This window comes from Thermosynechococcus sp. HY596, assembly GCF_030518715.1.
In the GTDB taxonomy this organism is placed as follows: Bacteria; Cyanobacteriota; Cyanobacteriia; order Thermosynechococcales; family Thermosynechococcaceae; genus Thermosynechococcus.
The window spans coordinates 836,900-858,860 of record NZ_CP130346.1 but is presented as its reverse complement, the minus strand read 5'-3'; the positions used below and the strand labels follow the sequence as shown (position 1 = coordinate 858,860).

Below are 21,961 nucleotides of genomic sequence, written 5' to 3'. Positions count from 1 at the left end.
AATTGGGTTCATGAGTCATGGTTGTTCCGATTACTGAGTTGCTCACCCCAGAGATTCTCAAACCTGCTCGCTATTTGGGCAATGAGCGAGGGGCGGTTCATAAGCCATGGCAGGCCGCAACGGTGCGCTGGGTGCTCAGCTATCCGGAAATCTATGAGGTGGGCGCCTCGAACTTAGGACACATTATTCTCTACAACATTCTCAATGCCGTCCCCGATCAACTGTGCGATCGCGCCTACTTACCCGCAGCGGATTTAGCCGCCAAATTGCGAGTGACCCAAACTCCCCTTTTTGCTGTGGAATCGCGCCGTGCCCTGCGGGAGTTTGACCTCATTGGCTTTAGCCTCAGTTATGAGTTGGGTGCCACGAACATTCTGGAAATGCTCGACTTGGCTGGCTTACCCCTGACTTGGCGAGAACGCCAACAGGCACCCCTAGAAGAGATTCCCCTTATCTTTGCCGGTGGACAGACAGCGACATCAAACCCTGAACCCTACGCTGACTTCTTTGACTTTTTTGCCCTTGGGGATGGCGAGGAACTCTTGCCCGAAATTGGCCTCGTGGTGGCAGAAGGCAAACGAGCCGGCTTGAGTCGGCAGGACTTGCTATTGGATTTGGCACAGGTGCCGGGGGTCTATGTGCCGCAATTTTACGATCGCCAAGGGGATGGCTCTGTTAAACCCAATCGCCCCGATGTGCCTGAGCGCATTTTGCGGCGAGTAGCTACCCCGATGCCCCACTATGCCATTGGCTTGGTGCCCTATGTAGAAACCGTTCACGATCGCTTGACGGTGGAAATTCGCCGGGGCTGTACGCGCGGCTGTCGCTTTTGCCAACCGGGGATGCTCACCCGCCCTGCCCGCGATGTTGCCCCCGATGAGGTGATTGCTGCCATTGAAACGGGGATGCGCGCCACGGGCTACAACGAGTTTTCGCTACTGTCGTTAAGTTGCTCCGACTACTTGGCTTTGCCCGCCGTGGGTGTGGAAATTAAAAACCGCCTGCAAAACGAGAACATCTCCCTCTCACTCCCCAGCCAGCGGGTGGATCGCTTTGATGAAAACATTGCCCATATTGTGGGGGGCACGCGCCAAGGGGGACTGACCTTTGCCCCGGAAGCGGGAACACAGCGGCTACGGGACATTATTAACAAAGGTCTGACCAATGAGGAACTGCTGCGGGGGGTCAAAACTGCCTACGAACAGGGCTGGGATAAGGTCAAGCTCTACTTTATGATTGGCCTGCCGGGGGAAACCGATGCCGATGTGTTAGGCATTGCTGAAACGATCCGTTGGCTGAAGCGAGAATGCTGGATCAAGGGACGCAAACCCCTGAGCTTTAACCTGACCATTTCCAACTTTACCCCCAAGCCCCATACGCCCTTCCAGTGGCACGCGGTCTCCACCAGTGAGTTTCTACGCAAACAGGAGCTACTGAAGGCGGAATTCCGCACGATCAAGGGGCTGAAGGCCAACTTTACCGATGTGCGCATCTCAGCAATGGAAGACTTTGTCGGTCGGGGCGATCGCCAACTGGGGCCAGTGATCCGCCGCGCGTGGGAATTGGGGGCACGGGAAGATTCTTGGTGGGAAAGCCTCGATCGCGCCTATGCCGCTTGGACGCAAGCCATTCAAGAAGCTGGTCTGGACTGGAAATACCGTCAACTGGAAGCGGGTGAGTGGAATGTCTTTAGTGGTGGCAGCCACAACCTCGATGCTCCCCTGCCTTGGGATCACATTGATACGGGCATTAGTAAAACATGGCTGAAGGAAGACTTGCACCGTGCCCTAGAAGCGGTGGTCGTTCCCGATTGTTCCTTTGAGGGCTGCTCCCATTGTGGCGTCTGTGGCATTGACTTTGGCCATAACGTGGTCGTGCCGCCCCCCCCGATTCCGTCCATTCAAGGTCAGCCCCAAGCCCCCCAAGAACGGGTGCAACGTCTGCGCCTCACCTTTGGGAAAACTGGGGAAATGACGCTTCTCAGCCATTTAGATCTACTGCGCCTCTTTGAGCGAGCAGTACGCCGTGCCCATCTACCCATTGCCTTTACGGGGGGATTTCATCCTTCACCCCGCATCTCCACCGCCAGCGCCTTGCCCCTTGGGGTGACCAGTTATGGCGAAATTATTGATCTGGAATTTTATCGCGAGGTGGATCCGCCAACGGTGCTGGAGCAATTGCGGCAACAACTGCCGGCGGAGGTGCCCCTTTACACTTGGGAAGTGGTGCCCTTAAGTGAACCGGCAGCGAGTCAAGCCCTGCGGGCAGCTACTTATGAACTGCTCATCCGTACCCCTGAACCCGTGGAGCGGGGCACTTGGCAACAGTGGTTAGAGGATTTGCGAGCCACCCCTGAAATTCTCTATGAGCTAACCACCAAGTCAGGGAAAACCCAAGTGGTGAATTTGCGCGATCGCCTGCTGGAGATCCGCCTCAAGGAGCACCAAGACCACTGGCCGATGATGAGCCTGATCTACACGGGGGTCTGTCGCAACGATGGCACATTCCTGCGGCCAGAGCATTGTCTTTATTTACTAGAGAAGGTCAGTGGTCACGCCTTAGAACTGGGGGCGATCGCCCGCCAGAAATTGCATTTAGAGACACCATGAACCTAGCAACGCAAATTCGCGGCGGTCTGATTGTCTCCTGCCAAGCACCGCCCGATTCTCCCCTAGCCGTCCCAGAGATTATTGCAGCCATGGCAAAAACCGCTGTTTTACGGGGGGCAGTGGCCGTGCGCATCAATACCCCAGCCCATATTCAGGCGGTGCGCCAAGCGGTAAAGGTGCCCATTATTGGCCTCTGGAAACAGGTGTTGCCCGAGTACCCCGTGTATATTACGCCTCGCTTTGCCGATGCAGTGGCCGTTGCTGCTGCCGGTGCCGATGTGATTGCCCTCGATGCCACAGCGCGATCGCGCCCTGAACCCCTACAGGACTTGATTCAGCGAATTCACGATGAACTGGGCAAGCCCGTCATGGCCGACATTGACTCCCTTGCAAGTGCTGAAGCGGCGGTTGCTGCCGGTGCTGATTGGGTGGGCACGACCCTCTTTGGTTACACCGAAACCACGGCGCATACCCCACCCCCCAGTTGGGCGCTCCTGAGTCAGCTTGTTGAGCACCTCAATGTCCCTATTCTCTGTGAAGGGGGGATTGCCAGTTCCACAATGGCTGCAAAAGCCTTGAATTTGGGCGCTTGGGCAGTGGTCGTGGGCACGGATATTACGGGTATTGACCTCAAGGTGCAGCAGTATGTCCAGACCCTAAAGGCAACGACGATTGAAAATTCTCAACCCTAAATCCTATCCAATTCTATCGGTTTGTATATTTTCCTCTATATTCCGACCGATAAACGAGAGTTTGTGGCAAGATAGAATCCGTAGCTAAAGATACATCGTTAGCCTAGGAGCCACCATCTATGAGCCTAAAACTTGGGGATGTCGTACCCAACTTTACCCAAGCGTCTTCCATGGGGGAAATCAACTTCTATGAGTGGGCAGGGGATAGCTGGGTTGTATTGTTTTCCCACCCAGCGGATTACACCCCCGTTTGTACGACAGAACTGGGCGAAGTGGCGCGGTTACGCTCAGAATTTGAGAAGCGCAATGTCAAAACCTTGGCCTTGAGTGTGGATAGTGTGGAGTCCCACCTCGGCTGGATCAAAGACATTGAAGAAGTCAACAACGTCAAGGTGGATTACCCGATTTTGGCAGACGAAGATAAAAAAGTCTCCAACCTCTACGACATGATCCACCCCAACTCCCTCAACAACCTGACGGTGCGCACAGTCTTTATCATTGACCCCCAAAAACGCCTGCGCTTGACCTTGACCTATCCCGCGAGCACGGGGCGTAACTTTGCTGAGATTCTGCGGGTGATTGATTCGCTGCAACTGACGGACAACTACAGTGTGGCCACCCCCGTCAACTGGCAAGAGGGTCAAGAGTGCGTGATTGTGCCTTCCCTCAGCGATGAAGAGGCGAAGCAGAAGTTTCCCAAGGGCTTCAATGCTGTTAAGCCCTATCTGCGGTTGACACCTCAACCCAACAAATAGCCTAGATTAGCCTAGACAAGTTATGGCGACACCCTGAGCTGTTCGGGGTGTTTTTTTGTGCCTTGGCAGCATCCCAAGATAGGATAATCTTGCACAGCAAAACCAAGGAAAGGAATAGAGGCGGAATGCAGCGCTGGATACTTTGGCTCTTGATACCCCTTGTGGTCTGTTTGAGTGGATGCGTCCAAGCAGATATGGTCATCCAGCATCAGGGACAAACTGGGGGGAGCCTAACCTACACGCTGACGCTGCCCCAACCCGATCTCCCTTTTACAGAACAGGTGATTCAGCAGGCGCGCCGCTTGGGGGGAGTGGTCAAGGAACGCGATAAAACCCATCTTCAGCTGACGATTCCCTTTGACACCAGCCAGCAATTGGCCACTGTCCTCAACCGCATCGGTGGTGTGCCCTATCTTCCCCAAGTCACTGCTGAGGCGGAGATTTTTGACCAGAACTGGTTGCTCTTTGTACGGGAGCGCTTTCGCTATGACATTGATCTGCGCCCCTTGGGCATTGAGTCCCGTGATCAAGCTGTTTTGGTGGCACCGCAGTCGCTCCTGAAGTTTCAGCTTGCCCTAGAAACCCCTTGGGGGGCACGCCCAATTGAGCGCCCAGCCACTACTGCTGATACCGTGGTCAATCCTCATGTTCAGCAAAGGGGCGATCGCCTGACTTGGACATTGATGCCCGGTTATCTGAATCACCTAGAGGCAGCCTATTGGTATCCGAGTCCCTTGGGTTGGGGCACACTGGCGATCGTGGGCTTGCTGGTGCTGGGCAATTGGTTACGCACTCGCCTGCCTAGGAGTCATTCAACCTAGAGTCCCATGAGATGGTCTGGCCCGCCGCAGAGTTGGCAACGGTATCTTGCCTATTTAATAGCGGGACCTTTGATTGTCCTCAATCTCTGGGTGGCGGAGCAGGTTTACCTTTACTTTGAATATCCGATTAATCTCCTTGTCATTGCCGCCATCTTGGCTTTTTTGCTCAATCAAGTGGTGATTCGCCTCTGTGCTCGTGGTTTGCGGCGGCGGAATGCGATCGCCCTTGTGTTACTGATTACTCTTTTAGTGGTCAGTGTCTTGATGCTGTTGCTGCTCCCCCTTGCTATTCAACAGGCGGAAGAACTCCTGAATCAACTGCCAGAGTTGGCGGATACCAGCAATCAAAATTTGCGCCATCTGGATCAACTACTGCGCCGCTACCGCTTTCCCGTGGGGGTGAATGACTTGATGGAAGAGCTGACGATCCAGCTCAAAGGGATTGCCGCCATGTTACCCGGTGTAGCGATTACAACCCTAACTAAATTTGTTGATGTGCTCCTCGTGCTAATCCTAACGGTGTATATGCTCTTTTATGGCAGTGAAATTTGGCGCGGAATCATGAAACTGGTACCCAAGCCTTGGCGACAGATGGTGGATTACTCGCTGCGGCTGAATATTCGCAGTTTTTTCTCAGCACAGCTTTTTCTGGGGTTGTTTATGTTTCTTGCCCTGATTCCCTTTATGATCGCCTTCAAGGTCAATTTTGGCTTTCTCTTTGCCCTGATCATTGGTATTGCCCAGCTCATCCCTGTGGTGGGGGCGACCTTGGGCATTGGTTTAGTGACACTGCTCATCCTCTTTCAGGATGCGTGGCTGGCTTTGAATATTTTCGTGATTGCTGTGGTCTTGCAACAAATTAAGGATAACGTGCTTACCCCAAAGTTACTGGGGGACTTGATGGGCCTGAATCCCCTCTGGCAGTTTATTGCTCTGCTCATTGGCGGACGGGTGGCAGGTTTTTTGGGAATTTTGCTGGCCATTCCCCTAGCCGCAACGCTGAAAACCGTCCTAGAGTCTGAGCCTGTCGAAGACACCTAACTAGGCGATCGAAACGTTTTGATCACCGTACACACCCCATGACCGCAAATGTTCATCATGACGGCATTCGTAGCCCCGCCAATCACGCCACTCACAAGGGGAACGGCCCGCGCAGGTAGGGTGAGACTTTTGCTCGAGGCTTTGCCAAAAATCTGCCGCAAAAGGGGAGGCGGCAGCTGCCTGAAGACTGCCATCAGCACTTGGGATAAATTTTTTTGCGCCGCCCGCCGGCCAAAGGTCTTGAAGATTTGCCGACAAAATTGGGTACCGAAGTGGTTTGCAAGTTCAGCGGCAGTAAACCCCAAGGCAGTGGGAATCAGCATCATCAGCACATTTTTGTTTTCGGGATCTAAGCCATAGATGATGAACAGCGCCGCTGCCAGCTTGATTTGGGCATAGTAAAAGTAGCCAATGTCGAGGGGCATGCCAGCCCAGCCCATGACGCCAGTGGCGACTCCAGAACCCACTGACCAGAGGGTGGCTTCATAAATTGCGTGGTTGGCCATGCGATCGCGATCGCCACCCCAGTGGGGATCACGAAGAAACTCGTATCCCCATTCTCGACCATCCTGAATAGCAAGAAGCATGAGGTTGAGCAGCCAATCGGGTATAGACGCTGACGCTGTGGCCATAGGCTTAAGAAATAATTGTCAACTTAAGGGATGGCGTTGGCACAGAAGTGTTGAAAGATAGTTTGAGAGGCTAGAAAAAAGGGAAGAAATGTCATATTCTTCCCTTAAAAAAAGAAAAACAGTCAACTTACTATGGCATCTTTTGCAACTCTTGTCAAGTCCATTCTCAATCAGCTCAGCCCCTGTGACTACCCCGTGCTGAACTCTCAATTGTTCTTCAAAATCTGGTTGACCTACGTTCTCGACCAAGGGTTAACCAGTATGAGAGCCTTATTTTATCGCTTGAATCATGCAGGGATTACAAATGCTGTTGTAATCATGGATAGAGGGTTTGCGAGCTGGCAATTGTTAGAGCGACTGAGTGAGAGGAAGTGCTCATTTGTTGTACGTATCAAGAATAACATGAGAATGAAGCTCAATCATGAGAGATATCGCGTGGTTCAATTTTTTGACGAGAATCAAAGGGAGTTTCGTATAGCGACAAATCTAAAGGAGCTAAGTGATGAGGAAGTGAGTGAGTTATATCGGCAGCGGTGGGCGATTGAGAACCTATGGAAATTTCTGAAGATGCATTTATCATTAGACAAGTTGATTACGAAGAGTTTGAACGGGGTGATAAATCAGATTTATATGGTTTTAATTGCCTATTTAATTTTAGAGCTGGTGGAGATACCTGAATACTTTGGGAAGAAGCTATTAGACAAATTGCGATATTTGCAACTGGAACTCAGTCGTCGCTGCTCGATAGTGCATTGGAGCTTTGATTGGCAGCCAGAGCTACTGGTCACTTAAAATGTTAAGTTTTGTTGCAGGATTCAACACTTCTGCATTGATAAGTATAGGACAGATGTTCGATTAATTTTTGTAGAAAGACTGTTTTCGGAGGGAGTTGTAAATTGGATTGATCGCAATATTGATGATAATCAGATATTTATTGCAGCAATTGAACCACCTGCTTATTATCAGTTAGATGAAGTGATCAAAAAATATCAACTTGAGCAAAAAGGAATTATTTATCAAATTATTCCAAAATTAAACTCATCTAGCTCACTGAGTAATCACCCATGACCTTAAATCGCTGTGACAATAGAGTTCTATCTATCCCATTTTTTACTTCCGCCTTTCTATTTCTGGCATGAATAGATGATTTACCTTGCAGTTGATTTAGATAAAACACTACTGAAAACAGATGTTCTGCTGGAATTAATCTGGTCGTCTTTTAGTCAGTCTCTAATTCAATTATTCAAAACAAGAAGTTTTAATCGCGCCCAGATTAAAAGAAAATTAGCCACTCTCTCTAAAATAGAGGTTACATCACTACCCTATAATTCAGAAGTTATTCAGTATATCCAAGCTTGGAAAGCAAAGGGGGGTAAGGTTGCTCTTGTCACTGCCACTGATCAACTCATTGCTGATAAGATTGCTGCCCATTTAGGGCTTTTTGACGAGGTTTATGGGTCTGATGGCCAGCTTAATTTGAAGGGAGAGCATAAGGCAAGGTTCATTATAGAGCGTTTTGGTGAGAAAAACTTTATCTATATGGGGGACTCTGAGGCTGATTTGCCTGTGTGGGCAGTTGCGGCCAAAGCAATGACGGTCAATGCGTCTCCTCGGCTACGCAAAAAAGTCGAGCAAATTAATCCCAATGTGGAACATCTCGGCAGCGCAAAACGAAGTATTAAGCCCTACCTGAAAGAAATCCGCCCCCATCAGTGGGTGAAAAATAGTTTGGTCTTTGTGCCTATGCTCGCGGGACATCAATTTGATTTACCAACCTTTTGGATTTCGCTGTTGGCAGTGGTTGCCTTTAATTTCACGGCTTCTAGTGTCTATGTCTTAAATGATCTTTTGGATTTGCAGGCCGATCGCGCCCATCCCCGCAAGCGTCATCGCCCCTTTGCCGCTGGGGATCTTCCCCTCTGTCATGGCATCTGGATGATTTTGGTGCTTTTAGGACTGGGAATGGCGATCGCCACCACTATCAGTTGGCCATTTCTGGGCATTCTGCTGGCCTATTATGGTCTCACAACTGCCTACTCCTTCTACCTAAAGCGACGGATTATTGTTGACATTTGCACCCTCGCTGGTCTCTATACCCTTCGCATCTTTGCGGGTGCGGTTGCCACAGGAATTTCCCTCAGTGTCTGGCTTTTGGCCTTCTCCATCTTTTTCTTCTTTTGCCTAGCAACAGTCAAGCGGCAAGCAGAACTGGTGGATCATCGTCACCGCAAACAACTCAAGACCAGTGGTCGGAGCTATCATATTGACGATTTGCCGATTATTAGCATGATGGCCATTGGGGCGGGTTATGTCTCAATTTTGGTGCTGGCACTCTATATCAACTCTCCCCAAGTGCAGCTTCTTTACACAAGACCACAGGTGCTCTGGGGTATTTGCTGTGTGCTGCTATATTGGATTACCCGCACCATCCTGCTGACCCATCGCGGGTTGATGCACTATGATCCAATTGTTTATGCAATTAAAGATCGCCAAAGTCAAATTTGTTTCTTGATCTGCCTAGTTCTCTTTATTCTTGGTGGGATTCTATGAGTTTGCAAACTCTGATTATTCGCTATACAGTTTTTGCGGTTATTGCCACCTTTATGAATTTATTTTTTCAAAGGGTGATATTACTCATTGATAATAGTTTCCCTTATTTTATAACCGCAGTGGCAGTGGGTACCCTCGTGGGTTTGGTAGTGAAATACTATCTGGATAAGCGCTGGATTTTTTTTGATCATAAAAAGGGTGTGCATCACTATAGCCGTCAATTTAGTCTGTATGCTTCGATGGGGATTTTCACAACGGCCATCTTTTGGGGATTTGAAACTGTATTTTGGTTGATTTGGCACAGCCATTTCATGCGCGAAATTGGCGCCATTATTGGTCTAGCCATTGGCTATGTGGTCAAGTATCACTTGGATAAGCGATATGTCTTCTCCCATGACGCCTAGGGGTTCTCTTAAAACGCTCTGCGGCTGGGGGCGGTATCCTGTGCAGACCTGTCATGTCTATTGCCCGCGCTCAGAATCCGAAATTCTCCAGCTTCTCAAGAGGGATTTGCCGCTCATTGCCCGAGGAAATGGCCGTGCCTACGGCGATAGCGCCCTCAATGGCGAAGCAACGCTGCAAATGCGCCACTTCAATCGCCTATTGGGGTTTAATCCGCACACGGGTCAATTGATTGCTGAGGCGGGGGTGCTGCTGGCGGAGATTCTCGAGATTTTTGTGCCTCGCGGTTGGTTTCCCTTGATTACCCCCGGTACAAAGTTTGTCACTGTGGGGGGCATGATTGCGGCTGATGTTCATGGCAAGAATCACCACAAAGAGGGCAGTTTTGTTCAGAGTTTGGACTGGCTGGATCTCCTCACCAGTGAGGGGCAAATTTATCGCTGCTCCCCTTCCGAAAATCAGGATTTGTTTTACTGGACGGTGGGGGGAATGGGCTTGACGGGGGTGATCCTCAGAGCCGCCTTTCGCTTGCGCCCCATTGAAACCGCGTGGATTCGCCAAACGACCCGCATCGCCAAGCATTTAGACGAGGTCATTGATCTCTTTGAGGCGGCTCAGGACGTGACCTACTCCGTGGCTTGGATTGATTGTCTGGCGACTGGTTCGCAGTTAGGACGGTCTGTGCTCATACTGGGCGAACATGCCACACGGGAGGAGTTGCCAGCCAAATATCGCCAAAGGCCACTGCGGACTCCGCAACGACGCAAACTCTCGATTCCCGTGGATTTTCCCAATGGTGCCTTGAATCCCTTGACGGTTCGCGCTTTTAATCAACTGTATTTTCTCAATCAGCAACGGCAAGCCAGCCAGTCCTTCGTGGATTGGGATCGCTTCTTCTATCCCCTTGATAGCTTATTGGGATGGAATCGCATCTATGGGCGGCGCGGTTTTGTCCAGTTCCAATGTGTCTTGCCCCTGAGCACTGCCCGTGAAGGTTTATCGGCGTTACTGCATTGCACGTCAGCCGCAGGAGCGGGATCCTTTCTGGCGGTCTTGAAGAAGTTGGGGGATCAACAGGGTTATTTTTCATTTCCCATGGCGGGTTATACCTTGGCCTTGGACTTTCCGATGTCGCAACGCACCCTCAAGGTTTTGGATCAACTGGAGGAGATCACCCTACACTATGGGGGTCGCTTTTACCTTGCCAAGGATAGCCATTTGACGCCAATGCGCCTGCGCCAGTCCGATGCTCGGGTAGAAACGTTTGTCAAGGTCAGGGATGCCCAACAGTGGACGGTGAACTTTGCTTCGGAACAGTCAAAGAGGTTACATCTATGAGGGCGCCTGTGCTGATTTTGGGGGCAACTTCCGATATGGGGCGGGCGATCGCCCAGCGGTTTGCAGCTCAGGGCTATCCGATTCAATTGGCGGCACGACAGGTGAGTCGCCTAGAGCCAGATAAAGCAGATCTGGAAATACGCTACGGCGTGGCCGTCAGTGTCCATGAATTTGATGTTTTAGCGGTGGAGACCCATGCAAGTTTTATCCAGCAACTCCCGGAGCAACCCGCGATCGTGATCTGCGTTGTTGGTTTCATGCCAGAACAAAAGGCATGTGAGCAAGATTTATCCCTTACCCTTGAAGTGATGCGCACCAATTATGAGGGGCCAGTCGTTATTTTGAGTCTCTTTGCCAATATGTTTGAGCAGCGGGGGTTTGGTGCGTTGGTGGGGATTTCCTCTGTGGCCGGGGAACGGGGGCGGGCGAGTAATTACTTCTATGGCTCTGCAAAAGCTGGGTTCACCGCATTTTTGTCGGGGTTGCGGCATCGCCTTGCTAAATCAGGAATACAGGTTTTAACCGTTCTGCCGGGCTATGTGAAGACACGGATGACCGAAGGCATGAGGTTGCCCCCCCTACTCACTGCTCAGCCGCAGGAAGTGGCCAATGCGATCTTCACAGCCATAGAAAAAAAGAAAGATGTGATCTATGTGCGACCCATCTGGCGCTGGATCATGGTGATCATTCGTTGGATTCCTGAACCCTTGTTTAAGCGACTGTCTCTGTGAACTGCCTATGGCTCGCTGCATTACCCTGCTGACGGATTTTGGCCATCAGGATGTTTATGTGGGGGTGATGAAGGGGGTGATTTTAAGTATTGATCCCCAAGCCCAAGTGATTGATCTGTGCCATGAAATTCCACCGCAGGATTGTCGCACGGCCAGTTTTCAACTGCTGCAAGCGGTGCCCTATTTTCCCCCGCAAACGGTGCATGTCGTGGTGGTGGATCCGGGGGTGGGAACCCGTCGGCGGGCGATCGCCCTTGATCTGGGGGTTGGCTATTGTGTGGGACCCGATAATGGGGTCTTTAGTCTAGTGGGCGATCGCTATCCCCCGCGGCGAGTGGTTGAACTCACCCAGCCGCAGTTTTGGCGTACCCCCAACCCCAGTGCTACCTTCCATGGGCGGGATATTTTTGCCCCCGTGGCCGCCCATTTAGCTGCAGGAACCGATTTGGCGCGCCTTGGCTCTGCCATTGAGCCAGATAGTTTGGTGCGCTTGCCCCATCTCACCTATGAGATTACCCCCCAAGGCATCCAAGGTTGGATTCAAGCGATTGATCACTTTGGCAATGTGATCACCACACTCCCTGCGGCGCTTTTAGCCAAGGGCTACCAGCAGATCCAGATTCAGGGGCAGCAGATTCCCCTCGTCCACACCTATGGTGATGTTCCACCTCAACATCTGATGGCATTAGTAGGCAGTCATGGGTTTATTGAGTTAGCCGTTAATGGCGGCAGTGCCCAAAGGGTGTTGGGTTGCCGCAATGGCGATGCCCTGTGGCTAATTTGAGGGGGGATTGCTCAGGACAGTTTTTGAAGCAATGCGCGTGCGCTTAAGGGCTGATTCACTGAGGGTGGATTGTTGCTGTAGCTCTTGAGCCGAGGCCTCAAGGACTTTTGCGGCTTCCGTATCCCCCAGTTGGAGAGCAGTTTTGGCCGCACTCTGAAGAAAGGTGGCAGCGCCAGCGGTGTCTCCCGATTGCAGTTTCGTTTCCGCCAGTTTCGTTTTGCGGTATTTTTCGAGGGTGAGAATGCTCTGCTGCACCTCTGGATCCACTTGGGGGATGTGCTCTGGTTCTGCTGTGAGCGTCAGGGGAATCCTCTCGGAGAAAAGGCCAGTGGCTTGCTGCACGGGGTCATCGTAGCGGACTTGCACAAAACCAATGAGGTGAGAGCCTGGCGGCAAGGGTTGGGTACTCAGGGTGATCAGGAGTGTGCGTTTGACGGTAGCGGAAACATCGCCAACCCGAATCACATACTCGTGGGGGGTGGGGCTGTCGTAGGTGAGTTCAATCGTATCGGGAGCCACTTGGTTGACTGGTTTGAAGTTCCCTAGTTGTGCCGCCTCACTCAGGGTCAATAGGACATGGGCATTGGTGTAGTCCACGCTGCTAATGTGGCTAAAGAGCGCTTGAAAACAGGGGATCGCCTGCTCAGCATACTCAATAAACATCAGCCGCCCGCCGCCTGCATCGGCAATTTGCTCGAGGACATCCTGATTCCAGTGAACGCCAAACCCTAAGGTATTAAACGTAATGTTGTACTCTGCTGCCAGCTTGGCCAGTTCAAGGCAGCGTTGGTTATCGCCGTGCTCATTTTCGCCATCGGTGAGCAAAAAGGCTTGGGAGATGGTTCCCTGTTTGCCTTTGGCCAACTCTGTCAGGGCCAGTTTCATCCCCAGATCAATGGCAGTGCCACCACTTGGCTCAAGGGTTGCAATTTGCTCCTTGATTGCGGTTTTATCCTGCACAAATTGATTGGGCACTAACACCTGAGCTTTGTGATCAAAGGCCACGATACTCAGGCGATCGCTCGGCTGTAATCGATCCACTAATGACTGAGCCGCTCGCTTGACCATTGCCAAAGGTTGCCATGCCATTGAGCCACTGTGATCCAAAATCAGGCAGAGATTGAGAGGAGCGCGCTGCTGTTGTTGTCGCTGTGCCGCTAACGTTAGTTCCAGTTGGCGCTGTGCCCCCTGTCCGGCACTGACAATGGGATCGCTGAGTTTGGCAATAAGTTCAACCGTCATTGGCAAAGTGTGCTGTTGCTGACCCTACTCTACCATTTTGCCGATATTGTGCCGCAAGCTGCTACCCCTGTCCTAGGTAATGATGCTGAGTTGGGAGGCTCCCCCTGTTTTGGAGACTTCAATGCGGGTTTGAAAAGCTTCTTTGAGGGCAGGCACATGGGTAATGGCGAGGATGCAGTGAAATTCAGGGGCGATCGCGTTCAGGGCGGCAATCAGCCGTTCACAGCCCTGGGCATCTTGGGTTCCAAACCCCTCATCAATAATGAGAAACTGGACATCACTGCCGGAGCGCTGCGCCAACAATCGCGCCAAGGCTAAACGCAACGCAAAATTGATGCGAAAGGCTTCACCCCCAGAATAACTTTCGTAAGGTCGAGTCCCTTGGCAATCGGCAATGAGAATATCGAGGGTCTCAATGGGCTTAGTATCAGCGCCACTGCGCCGCCGACTGCGTTGGGTAATGAACTGCACATGGAGTTGATGGTTACTCAGGCGGCCTAGGATATGGTTGGTTTCTGCCTCCAGATGGGGCAAGACCGTTTCAATGAGCATGGCAGGAATGCCATTTTTGCCTAGGGCTTGGGCTAGTTCGCAGTAGAGGCGGTATTGATAGCGGAGGTGGGCAAGGGTTTGCTGTCCCTGTTCGTATTCTTGGGCTAGGCGATGGAGTTGCTCTAATTCAGCGCTGAGTTTGCCATGCTGGGCAAGGTTAGCTTCGAGGGTCTGCTGCTGCTTCAGGAGTTCCTGTTGACATTGGTTCAGCTCGGCGGCAAGGCGGCTGGCGGCGCGTGCAGTGTCCTCAAGGGTAGCAAGTTTGTCAGTAATGCGTTGCAGTTGTTCCCGTTGTTGGTGCAGCGTTTCCTCTAGGTGCTGGAGGTCTTGGCGGAGTTGGGATTGGCGCGATCGCCCCCGTTGCAGGGTCTGATAGGCCTCATAGTCCGGTTCTAATGCCGCCAGTTGTGCCTGAATTTGGGCATGCTGCTCAGGATCGTAGGCTAAGGCCGCCAACTGCTGATCAATGGTGGCCAAGGTTTGTGCCAAGGGGGAGAGGGTTTCAAGGGCATTGAGTTGGCGTTGCAGTTCTTCCTGTTGTGCCACTAGGGCCGGCAGTTGTTGCTGAATTTGGCGGTATTGCCGCTGCGCTTGGCGGAGTTCCTGTTCCTTGGCTTCGGCCCAACGCCATTTTTCCACTTGCCCGCGGGCGATCGCTAAATTTTTCTCGTCATAGTTGAGGCGCTTCAGTTCCGCCTCAATCGATTGTAGTTCCCCAAGGGTTTCCTGATGGCCGTTCCTCAGCTGCCGCTCAATCTGCTGAATTTCTGCAGCCAAGCGATTCAACTGAGGTTCCAAATCCTGTGTGCTCTGGAGTTGTTGCTGGAGTTGCCCCCGCTGCTCAAAGAGTTGCGTCAGTTGGGAAATCTCATGGGCAACCGTTGCATATTCCCGCCGCAGGACCTGAATTTCGCGCTCTGTGACTGCCAGCTGCTCGCGGATTACCCACACCTGATTGAGCAGTTCCTGTTTTTCAGCGACATGGCGCTGCAGGACAGCCTGGTAGTGCTCGGCATCGAGGGGACGTTGACACAGGGGACAGATGGCTCCCGGTTGATGGAGCAGTTCTAGGCGCTGGTTCAGTTGATGAATCTGCCGCTCGTATTCCCGCTGGCGGGCTTGCAGTTGCTCTAGGAAGCGGCGGCGCTCTAGTCCCTTTTCCCGCACATGGTCTTGATAAACCCGTTGTTTTTCAAGGGTTTCAATCTGTGTTGTAATCAGTATCACCGCCTCTTGGAGAGCAGGTTGTCGTTCCACCTGTTGGTGGAGATGCTGCCACAGCTGCTGCAATTCATCGCGCCGGCTGCGGAGGCGTTGCTCCTGCTGTTGCCGTTCCAGTTCAAGGCGCTGTTTGGCTTGCAGAAGGGGAAAGACTTTTTGTTGAAGCTCTTCCTGTGCTTGGAGCTGAGCGCGCGATCGCTGTAACTGCTCAAGGGCAGCGACAATCTGATTTTCTTGCTTGAGGAGCTTTTCCAACTGCTGGCATTGTTCCAGAAGAAATTGCTGCTGGCTCTCCAATCCATGCAGGATGCGCAGAAGGTCTTGGCGCTGCTGGTCGAGGTTCTGCTGCTGGCGATCGCGCTGTTGGCGCAGCCGTTGATAGTCAGCAAAACACTGCTGCAATTGCGCTTCAGCGGTTTTCAGGCGCTGCCATTGGCTAACGGCGGCTTCCAAGAGGGGGGCACGGGCTTCTAGATCCGCAATCGCGGCCTGTTCTTGGCGGAGCGTCTGGCACTGCTGCTCGAGATGGGCGATTGTTGTCCCGAGGGTGTCTCGCTGCTGTTGCAGGTGTTCATAGTCCCGCTGTTGCAGTTGATGGACGTGGTAGGCGGCCTGTTGCTCTTGGAGCCGTTGTTGACACTGCTCGACTTGCTGCCGTTGCTGTTGAATCTGCTGGCTCACCGCTGCCTGTTGGGCGCGTAACTGCGGTTCTTGGGCGAGTTGCTCCCCTAGGCTCTGGAGGCGTTGTTCCAGAACGCTGATTTGGGCTTTGTAGTCACGGGCGCGATCGCGAGCCGCTTCCGCAAGCGTCTCGTATTGATCCAAGCCTAAAAGGGTGGCCAAGAGTTGCTTGCGTTCACTGGGGCGTTTGGCCATAAATTCATCGGCACGGCCTTGGCGCAGATAGGCACTGTTGACGAACGTGGCGTAGTCAAGGCGCAGAATTTGAATGATTTTTTCCTGTGTTGCTCGTAGCGATCGCCCCGTTAGCGAGGTATAGCCCGCTGCTGTTTGAATCTGCAACTCTAAAACCGTATGTTGCTCGCGTCGCCGCAACCGTACCACCCGATAGGTCTGCCCCTGAACGCTAAACTCAAACGTCACTTGGGCTTCCATTTCGCCGTAGTAGATCACATCATCCTCACGGCTAGCGCGGCTTTGCCCCCAGAGTGCCCAGGCGATCGCCTCAAGAAGCGAGGACTTGCCCGCCCCATTGGCACCACAAATACAGGCCAGATGTAACCCCGCAAAGGGAAGAATGGCCTGGCGATAGCTGAGGAAATTGCGCAATACCAGTTGACGTGGAATCATAGGGCACCACACCCTTGATGTTTCCACAGTTTAGGGCATTCTCTAGCGAAGAATGCGTCACTTCTGAGACTCTGCCTAAAATTAAGATCATGATCATCACCACTTGCCAACCCACTCCAACCCCCCAACCAGTGCGATTTACGGTGCAGGACTATCACCGTTTACTGGAACTTGGGTTTCTGAGGGAAGATGACCACATTGAGCTAATTCGGGGGGAATTGGTGCGAATGGCGGCCAAGGGAACAGCGCACGAAAGCTGTCTGCGGCGATTGTTGCGAATTTTACCGAAGATTGTGGGCGATCGCGCCACGCTTCAGTGCCAGTCGCCGATTACGATTGCCCTTGACGGTGAGCCAGAACCCGATGTGGCGATCGTTAAAAACCAAGAAGATGACTATGCCTCAGCCCATCCCACACCTGCGGACACGCTCCTTGTGATAGAAGTGGCGGATTCATCCCTAGAGTACGATCGCACAGTGAAACTATCGCTTTATGCTGAAGCCAAGATTCCCCATTACTGGCTGTTCAATGTCAGCGATCGCACACTGGAAGTCTATAGCGAACCTGCTGAAATTACCCCGCGGCAGTTTGGCTACCTCAGCAAGAGAATTATTCCGACCAGTGGCGTTGTGCAATTGCCGCAGTTCCCCGAACAAGTGCTTGAGCTTGCTTCTATTTTCCCAAATAGTTCACAATGATCAGCAGGCCAATTCGGGTTTGACACTCTTGGGCTTTGCCACCTCACACTGAAGCGACTGTTGTGAGCGTATTCAATTCTTGCAAAAAGTGCCGTAAGTTTGATTGGCGTCATTTTCTGAAGGATAGAGCATCTACCGCCCTTGTCTTAAATAAGGGATACATAAACGCTGATAGAAATCTCTTCCGTCGTGGCTTTTGTAGTGTTTGAGTCTGCGCGATACCTGTGAAAAGGGCTGTAAAAGAGGTGGCGTACTTTCTACACTAGCCCTCACTTTTTTGAGTCTCTTGCGTCCCTGTGAAAAGAGTGTCAATGTAACTCGTCTAAAGGAAATGTAAAACCCTGACTCAAGGGCGATCGCAACTTGAATTCTGAAAAAAATTATGGTTTGCTAAAAATAGACACTCACTCATTACGAGTTCGCTGTCAGGCTTTGGCACTCTTTGATTGAATCGCCAATGAATAGACAGTATTTGATCATTGAAAAGGTAGGTTAAAATGGGACGCAAGCAAGTAGAACCCTTGACAGGTGCTGCTTTATTAGAGAAGTACAAACAATTGGAACATCTCAGCCACGAGGAAAAAGCAAAGGCCTGTGGCTACTACACGGTCACCCAAAGTGGTAAGGAGCGCATCAGCAAAATGAAGTTTAATAAGGCGCTTCTTGAAGCCTTGGGGATGAATCTTGATACGAAGTCAGGGCGTGGTGGTAGCCGAGGCGGTCGCAGTGCTAGTTATCGAATCACGGTACAAGCCAATGGTAATTTACTCATTGGTTCGGCCTATACCAAGCAAATGAATCTCAAGCCGGGGGATGAATTTGAAATTACCCTTGGCCGTAAGCACATTCACCTTAGACAAGTGAGCAGCAACGGTCAACCCACCGACGATGAAGATTAATTTGATATATCTAATCTGAGAGTTGAGGTACCCCAAAGCCACCACCACCTGGGGTACAAATGCGCAGGCGATCGCCCGCTTCAACATTGATTGTGGCGGTTCCTGCTAAGGGATGGGGAATTTGGCCGAGTTTCAGCCATTGATTTTCACCCACTGCACCGCACTCACCACCCGCAAGGCCAAAAGGGGGAATTTTCCGCGACTGGCTGAGGAGGCTGACGGTCATGGGTTCACGAAACTCAAGGACACGAATTGCCCCATCTCCCCCCGGTTGCTGCCCTTTGCCCCCACTGCCCCGCCGACGGCAAAACTCCCAAACAATCACGGGGTAGCGGTTTTCGAGCACTTCGACATCGGTGAGCCGAGAGTTGGTCATGTGGGTTTGCACCGTACTGGCTCCGGCAAAGGTGGCTCCTGCCCCAGCGCCGCCACAGATGGTTTCGTAGTATTGATAGCGATCGCTGCCAAAGCTGAGGTTGTTCATCGTTCCCTGAGCCGCTCCCATAATGCCGAGGGCACCGTAGAGGGCATTGGTGAGGGTTTGCGAGGTTTCGACATTGCCAGCAACCACCGCCGCCGGAAACTGGGGGTTCAACAGTGAGCCTTGCGGCACCCGCAGTTCAATGGGACGCAAACAGCCCGCATTCAGGGGAATGTCCTCTTGTACGAGGGTTCGGAAGACATACAGCACAGCCGCCTTGGTAATGGCAAGGGGAGCATTGAAATTGTCATTGGTTTGCTGGGAGGTGCCCTCAAAGTCCAGGCAGGCGGTGCCTTCGTTGCTATCAATGGTGATTTGCACCTGAATTTGGCTGCCGTTGTCCATCGCAACGCAAAAGCGTCCCCCTTGGAGCGATCGCAGGCATTGGCGCACACACTCAGCAGCATTGGCTTGGCTAAATTCCATATAGGCAGCGACAACCTCGCGACCATAGCGATCGCACAGGGTAATCAGTTCTTGTACCCCCCGCTGATTGGCGGCTATTTGGGCTTGCAGATCCGCCAGATTCTGCTCAGGATAGCGAGCCGGCCAAGGGGCTTGGCTCAACAGTTGATTAATGGCCGCCTCTTGAAACTCCCCGCCCTCCACCAGCAGCACATTATCAAAGAGAATTCCCTCTTGACGGACATCGGTACTATTGGCCGGCATTGATCCAGGACTAATGCCCCCAATGTCAGCATGGTGCCCCCGCGAAGCGACAAAGAAGGCGGGTTGCGCTTCCCCCTTGAGAAATACGGGGGTAATCACGGTAATATCCGGCAGATGGGTGCCACCGCGATAGGGATTATTTGTGGCAAAAACCTGACCCGCCCGGAGGGTGTTGCCTTTCTCAGCCAGCAGTGCCTTAACACTTTCGCTCATTGACCCCAAATGGACGGGGATATGGGGGGCATTGGCCACAAGGTTGCCGGCAGCATCAAACAGAGCACAGGAAAAATCCAACCGTTCTTTGATATTGACCGAGGCACTGGTCTGCTGGAGCGTTACTCCCATTTGCTCAGCAATGGCGCGAAATAACTGCTGAAAAATGGCTAGTTGCACCGGATCCGCAACGGTGACGGCAATCTGCTTTGACGGTGCCGGGGATTCCTGCAGGGGACGCAGCCACAATCCCCCTTGATCATCCACTTCCGCCTGCCAGCCCGCCTCAACCACATTGGTGCCCGTAGCATCTAAGATCAAGGCCACCCCTGCAATGACCTGATGGACAGGGAGGCAATCGCGCTCATAGACGGGTGCTTTGTGCCATTGGCCTTTGCTGTAAACCGACACATGGGCAAGGGGCGTGAGTTCTGTGGCGGCATGGGGCATCGTGACCGCTGGAACTGCCTGAACAGCAATGGCTTCAACCGCGACTTGACCGATGCGGAGCAATCGCCCCCGTATAGTAAACCCATAGCGATCGCGATGGGCTTGGGCAAATGCGGCTGCCATCCTTTCCAAATCTGCCCAGGGCACCCAGAGGATCGTATCTGTCCCCACATAACCTAAGCCGATGCGCACTTGACTTTGAATCTGCGGGCGATCGACCCCTTGGGCAACAAGTTCATCTATTGCTTGCCCTTTTAGCTGCTCAATTTGGCCTTGCAGCTCCACCAGAACAGCGGCGGTGAGGGGTTGTTCAATCGTTTGCTCCTTGAGTACCCGCAGCTCCGCCTGACCAATGCCGTAGGCCGAGAGCACCCCCGCATAGGGATGGAGATACACCTGCGGCATTCCCAACACCTCGGCAATCAAACAGGCGTGTTGGCCGCCGGCACCGCCAAAACAGCAGAGGGTATAGTCGCGCACATCGTGCCCCTGCTCTAGGGAAATTTTCTTAATTGCCTGTGCCATGGTATTCACCGCCACTTCAATAAAACCAGCCGCCACATCGGCAACACTGCGGGCATCTCCGGTGCTCTCGTAGATCTCTTGGCGCAGTTGAGCAAATTGCTGTTCCACCGTCTGGCGATCCAAGGGCTGTTGACCATCGGCGCCAAAGACAGCGGGGAAATAGGCGGGCTGAATTTTCCCCAAGAGGAGATTGGCATCGGTCACCGTGAGAGGTCCGCCGCGACGATAGGCAGCAGGTCCGGGATTGGCACCGGCAGAGTCTGGCCCCACTTGGTAGCACCCCTTATCAAATCGCAAAACCGAGCCACCGCCAGCAGCGACGGTATGCACGGCTAGGAGGGGCGATCGCAAGCGCACACCGGCAATGGTGGTTTCCTGCCACCGCTCATACTCTGGCCAAGGGGCATCCGGATTGTGGCGATAGTGGCAGACATCTGTCGAGGTACCTCCCATATCTAAACCAATCAGCCACTCAATCCCTGCGGCTAAAGCAGTGCGCACCACCCCCACCATCCCCCCAGCAGGGCCTGAAAGCAGACTATCCTTACCGCGCAAGCAGGCCGCCGCCACCACACCGCCATTGGACTGCATACAGTAGAGGGGAATCTCCCCCAGCTCCCCCTGCACCCCCTGTAGATAGCGATGCAGCACCGGCGACAAATAAGCATCCACAACAGTCGTATCGCCCCGGCTGACCAGCTTGATCAGGCCACTTACCTCGTGGGACACCGACACTTGGCTAAACCCCATCTCCCTTGCCAAGGCTGCCACCTGTTGTTCATGGTCAGGGTAGCGGTAGCCATGCACGAGCACAATGGCGCAACTGCGGATGCCTTGGTCATAGACCGCTGCCAATTGCGGCTTCAGGGCTTCTAAGTCAAGGGGAACGAGAATTTCCCCTTGGGCACTCACCCGTTCTTTGACTTCAATGACATGGCTGTAGAGGGGCGGCGGTTGCTGAATTGCTAAGGCAAACAGATCCGGGCGGTTTTGGTAGCCAATGGCTAGAGTATCCCCAAAGCCTTGGGTAATCAGGAGCACCGTTGGCTCGCCTTTGCGTTCTAAAAGGGCATTGGTGGCTACCGTTGTCCCCAGTTTCACAATTTCAACGGCTTCACTGGGAATGGGGGCATCCGGCGCCAACCCCATGAGGGTACGAATTCCCGCTACTGCTGCATCGCGATACTGCTCTGGATTCTCTGAGAGCAGCTTGTGCACCACCATTTGACCATCGGGACGGCGGGCGACAATATCCGTAAACGTGCCGCCGCGATCGATCCAAAATTGCCATTTGGCTTTCATTGCAACCGCATTGTTCATGATCACTCTCAGAAGTGTTGAATCC

17 protein-coding genes are annotated in these 21,961 nt (G+C 52.6%); 13 read left to right on the top strand and 4 right to left on the bottom strand.

Annotated features, from left to right (window positions below; all coding sequences use genetic code 11):
- Positions 1-17 precede the first annotated feature (17 nt).
- The 5 genes from QYC28_RS04355 to QYC28_RS04335 all read left to right on the top strand — a co-directional run bounded on the left by QYC28_RS04355 (position 18) and on the right by QYC28_RS04335 (position 5,918).
- Positions 18-2,609, top strand: a complete 2,592-nt coding sequence (locus tag QYC28_RS04355) for a TIGR03960 family B12-binding radical SAM protein (RefSeq protein WP_302679904.1) — start codon at positions 18-20, stop codon at positions 2,607-2,609.
- Positions 2,606-3,301 carry an N-acetylmannosamine-6-phosphate 2-epimerase gene (locus QYC28_RS04350; protein WP_286626769.1) on the top strand — a complete coding sequence of 232 codons (696 nt, stop codon included), beginning with the start codon at positions 2,606-2,608 and terminating at the stop codon, positions 3,299-3,301. The genes QYC28_RS04355 and QYC28_RS04350 overlap by 4 nt, the downstream gene beginning before the upstream one ends.
- A gap of 119 nt (positions 3,302-3,420) precedes the next feature.
- Complete coding sequence (locus QYC28_RS04345; RefSeq protein ID WP_149818527.1) at positions 3,421-4,056, top strand: peroxiredoxin; 636 nt, start codon at positions 3,421-3,423, stop codon at positions 4,054-4,056.
- A 194-nt stretch (positions 4,057-4,250) separates the two neighbouring features.
- On the top strand, positions 4,251-4,877 hold the full coding sequence (locus tag QYC28_RS04340; protein ID WP_302679903.1) for a DUF3153 domain-containing protein: 627 nt from the start codon (positions 4,251-4,253) through the stop codon (positions 4,875-4,877).
- Positions 4,878-4,883: 6 nt separating this feature from the next.
- On the top strand, positions 4,884-5,918 hold the full coding sequence (locus QYC28_RS04335; protein ID WP_149818523.1) for an AI-2E family transporter: 1,035 nt from the start codon (positions 4,884-4,886) through the stop codon (positions 5,916-5,918).
- On the opposite strand, the gene QYC28_RS04330 is transcribed toward QYC28_RS04335, so the two are convergent.
- Positions 5,915-6,550: an EcsC family protein gene (locus QYC28_RS04330; RefSeq protein ID WP_149818521.1), complete on the bottom strand. Its 636-nt coding sequence runs from the start codon at positions 6,548-6,550 to the stop codon at positions 5,915-5,917. The genes QYC28_RS04335 and QYC28_RS04330 overlap by 4 nt on opposite strands.
- A gap of 132 nt (positions 6,551-6,682) precedes the next feature.
- On the opposite strand from QYC28_RS04330, the gene QYC28_RS04325 reads away from it, so the two are divergent.
- The 6 genes from QYC28_RS04325 to QYC28_RS04300 all read left to right on the top strand — a co-directional run bounded on the left by QYC28_RS04325 (position 6,683) and on the right by QYC28_RS04300 (position 12,355).
- On the top strand, positions 6,683-7,342 hold the full coding sequence (locus QYC28_RS04325; protein ID WP_399375211.1) for a transposase: 660 nt from the start codon (positions 6,683-6,685) through the stop codon (positions 7,340-7,342).
- A gap of 351 nt (positions 7,343-7,693) precedes the next feature.
- The gene (locus QYC28_RS04320; protein ID WP_302679902.1) at positions 7,694-9,100 is read left to right on the top strand and encodes a UbiA family prenyltransferase; all 1,407 of its coding nucleotides are present in this window, start codon (positions 7,694-7,696) and stop codon (positions 9,098-9,100) included.
- A complete protein-coding gene (locus QYC28_RS04315) occupies positions 9,097-9,504 on the top strand; it encodes a GtrA family protein (protein WP_149818513.1) in 408 nt (135 codons plus the stop codon). Before QYC28_RS04320 ends, QYC28_RS04315 begins: the two co-directional genes overlap by 4 nt.
- Entirely contained in the window at positions 9,482-10,840 is a 1,359-nt protein-coding gene (locus QYC28_RS04310) for an FAD-binding oxidoreductase (protein WP_149818511.1), read from the top strand. The genes QYC28_RS04315 and QYC28_RS04310 overlap by 23 nt, the downstream gene beginning before the upstream one ends.
- Positions 10,837-11,571, top strand: a complete 735-nt coding sequence (locus QYC28_RS04305) for an SDR family oxidoreductase (protein WP_302679901.1) — start codon at positions 10,837-10,839, stop codon at positions 11,569-11,571. The genes QYC28_RS04310 and QYC28_RS04305 overlap by 4 nt, the downstream gene beginning before the upstream one ends.
- A gap of 7 nt (positions 11,572-11,578) precedes the next feature.
- Positions 11,579-12,355, top strand: a complete 777-nt coding sequence (locus QYC28_RS04300; RefSeq protein WP_302679900.1) for an S-adenosyl-l-methionine hydroxide adenosyltransferase family protein — start codon at positions 11,579-11,581, stop codon at positions 12,353-12,355.
- On the opposite strand, the gene QYC28_RS04295 is transcribed toward QYC28_RS04300, so the two are convergent.
- Both QYC28_RS04295 and QYC28_RS04290 read right to left on the bottom strand, forming a co-directional pair.
- The gene (locus QYC28_RS04295) at positions 12,347-13,597 is read right to left on the bottom strand and encodes a VWA domain-containing protein (protein WP_302679899.1); all 1,251 of its coding nucleotides are present in this window, start codon (positions 13,595-13,597) and stop codon (positions 12,347-12,349) included. The genes QYC28_RS04300 and QYC28_RS04295 overlap by 9 nt on opposite strands.
- A gap of 72 nt (positions 13,598-13,669) precedes the next feature.
- Positions 13,670-16,681, bottom strand: coding sequence for an SMC family ATPase (locus QYC28_RS04290; protein WP_302679898.1), 3,012 nt, complete (start codon positions 16,679-16,681; stop codon positions 13,670-13,672).
- A gap of 89 nt (positions 16,682-16,770) precedes the next feature.
- Here QYC28_RS04290 and QYC28_RS04285 point away from each other — a divergent pair, with 89 nt between their 5' ends.
- The gene (locus tag QYC28_RS04285) at positions 16,771-17,379 is read left to right on the top strand and encodes a Uma2 family endonuclease (RefSeq protein WP_149818501.1); all 609 of its coding nucleotides are present in this window, start codon (positions 16,771-16,773) and stop codon (positions 17,377-17,379) included.
- 497 nt (positions 17,380-17,876) lie between these two features.
- Positions 17,877-18,278 (top strand): AbrB family transcriptional regulator, encoded by a 402-nt coding sequence (locus QYC28_RS04280; RefSeq protein ID WP_149818499.1) that lies wholly within the window; start codon positions 17,877-17,879, stop codon positions 18,276-18,278.
- A gap of 10 nt (positions 18,279-18,288) precedes the next feature.
- On the opposite strand, the gene QYC28_RS04275 is transcribed toward QYC28_RS04280, so the two are convergent.
- Positions 18,289-21,936 carry a hydantoinase B/oxoprolinase family protein gene (locus tag QYC28_RS04275; RefSeq protein ID WP_302679897.1) on the bottom strand — a complete coding sequence of 1,216 codons (3,648 nt, stop codon included), beginning with the start codon at positions 21,934-21,936 and terminating at the stop codon, positions 18,289-18,291.
- Positions 21,937-21,961 lie beyond the last annotated feature (25 nt).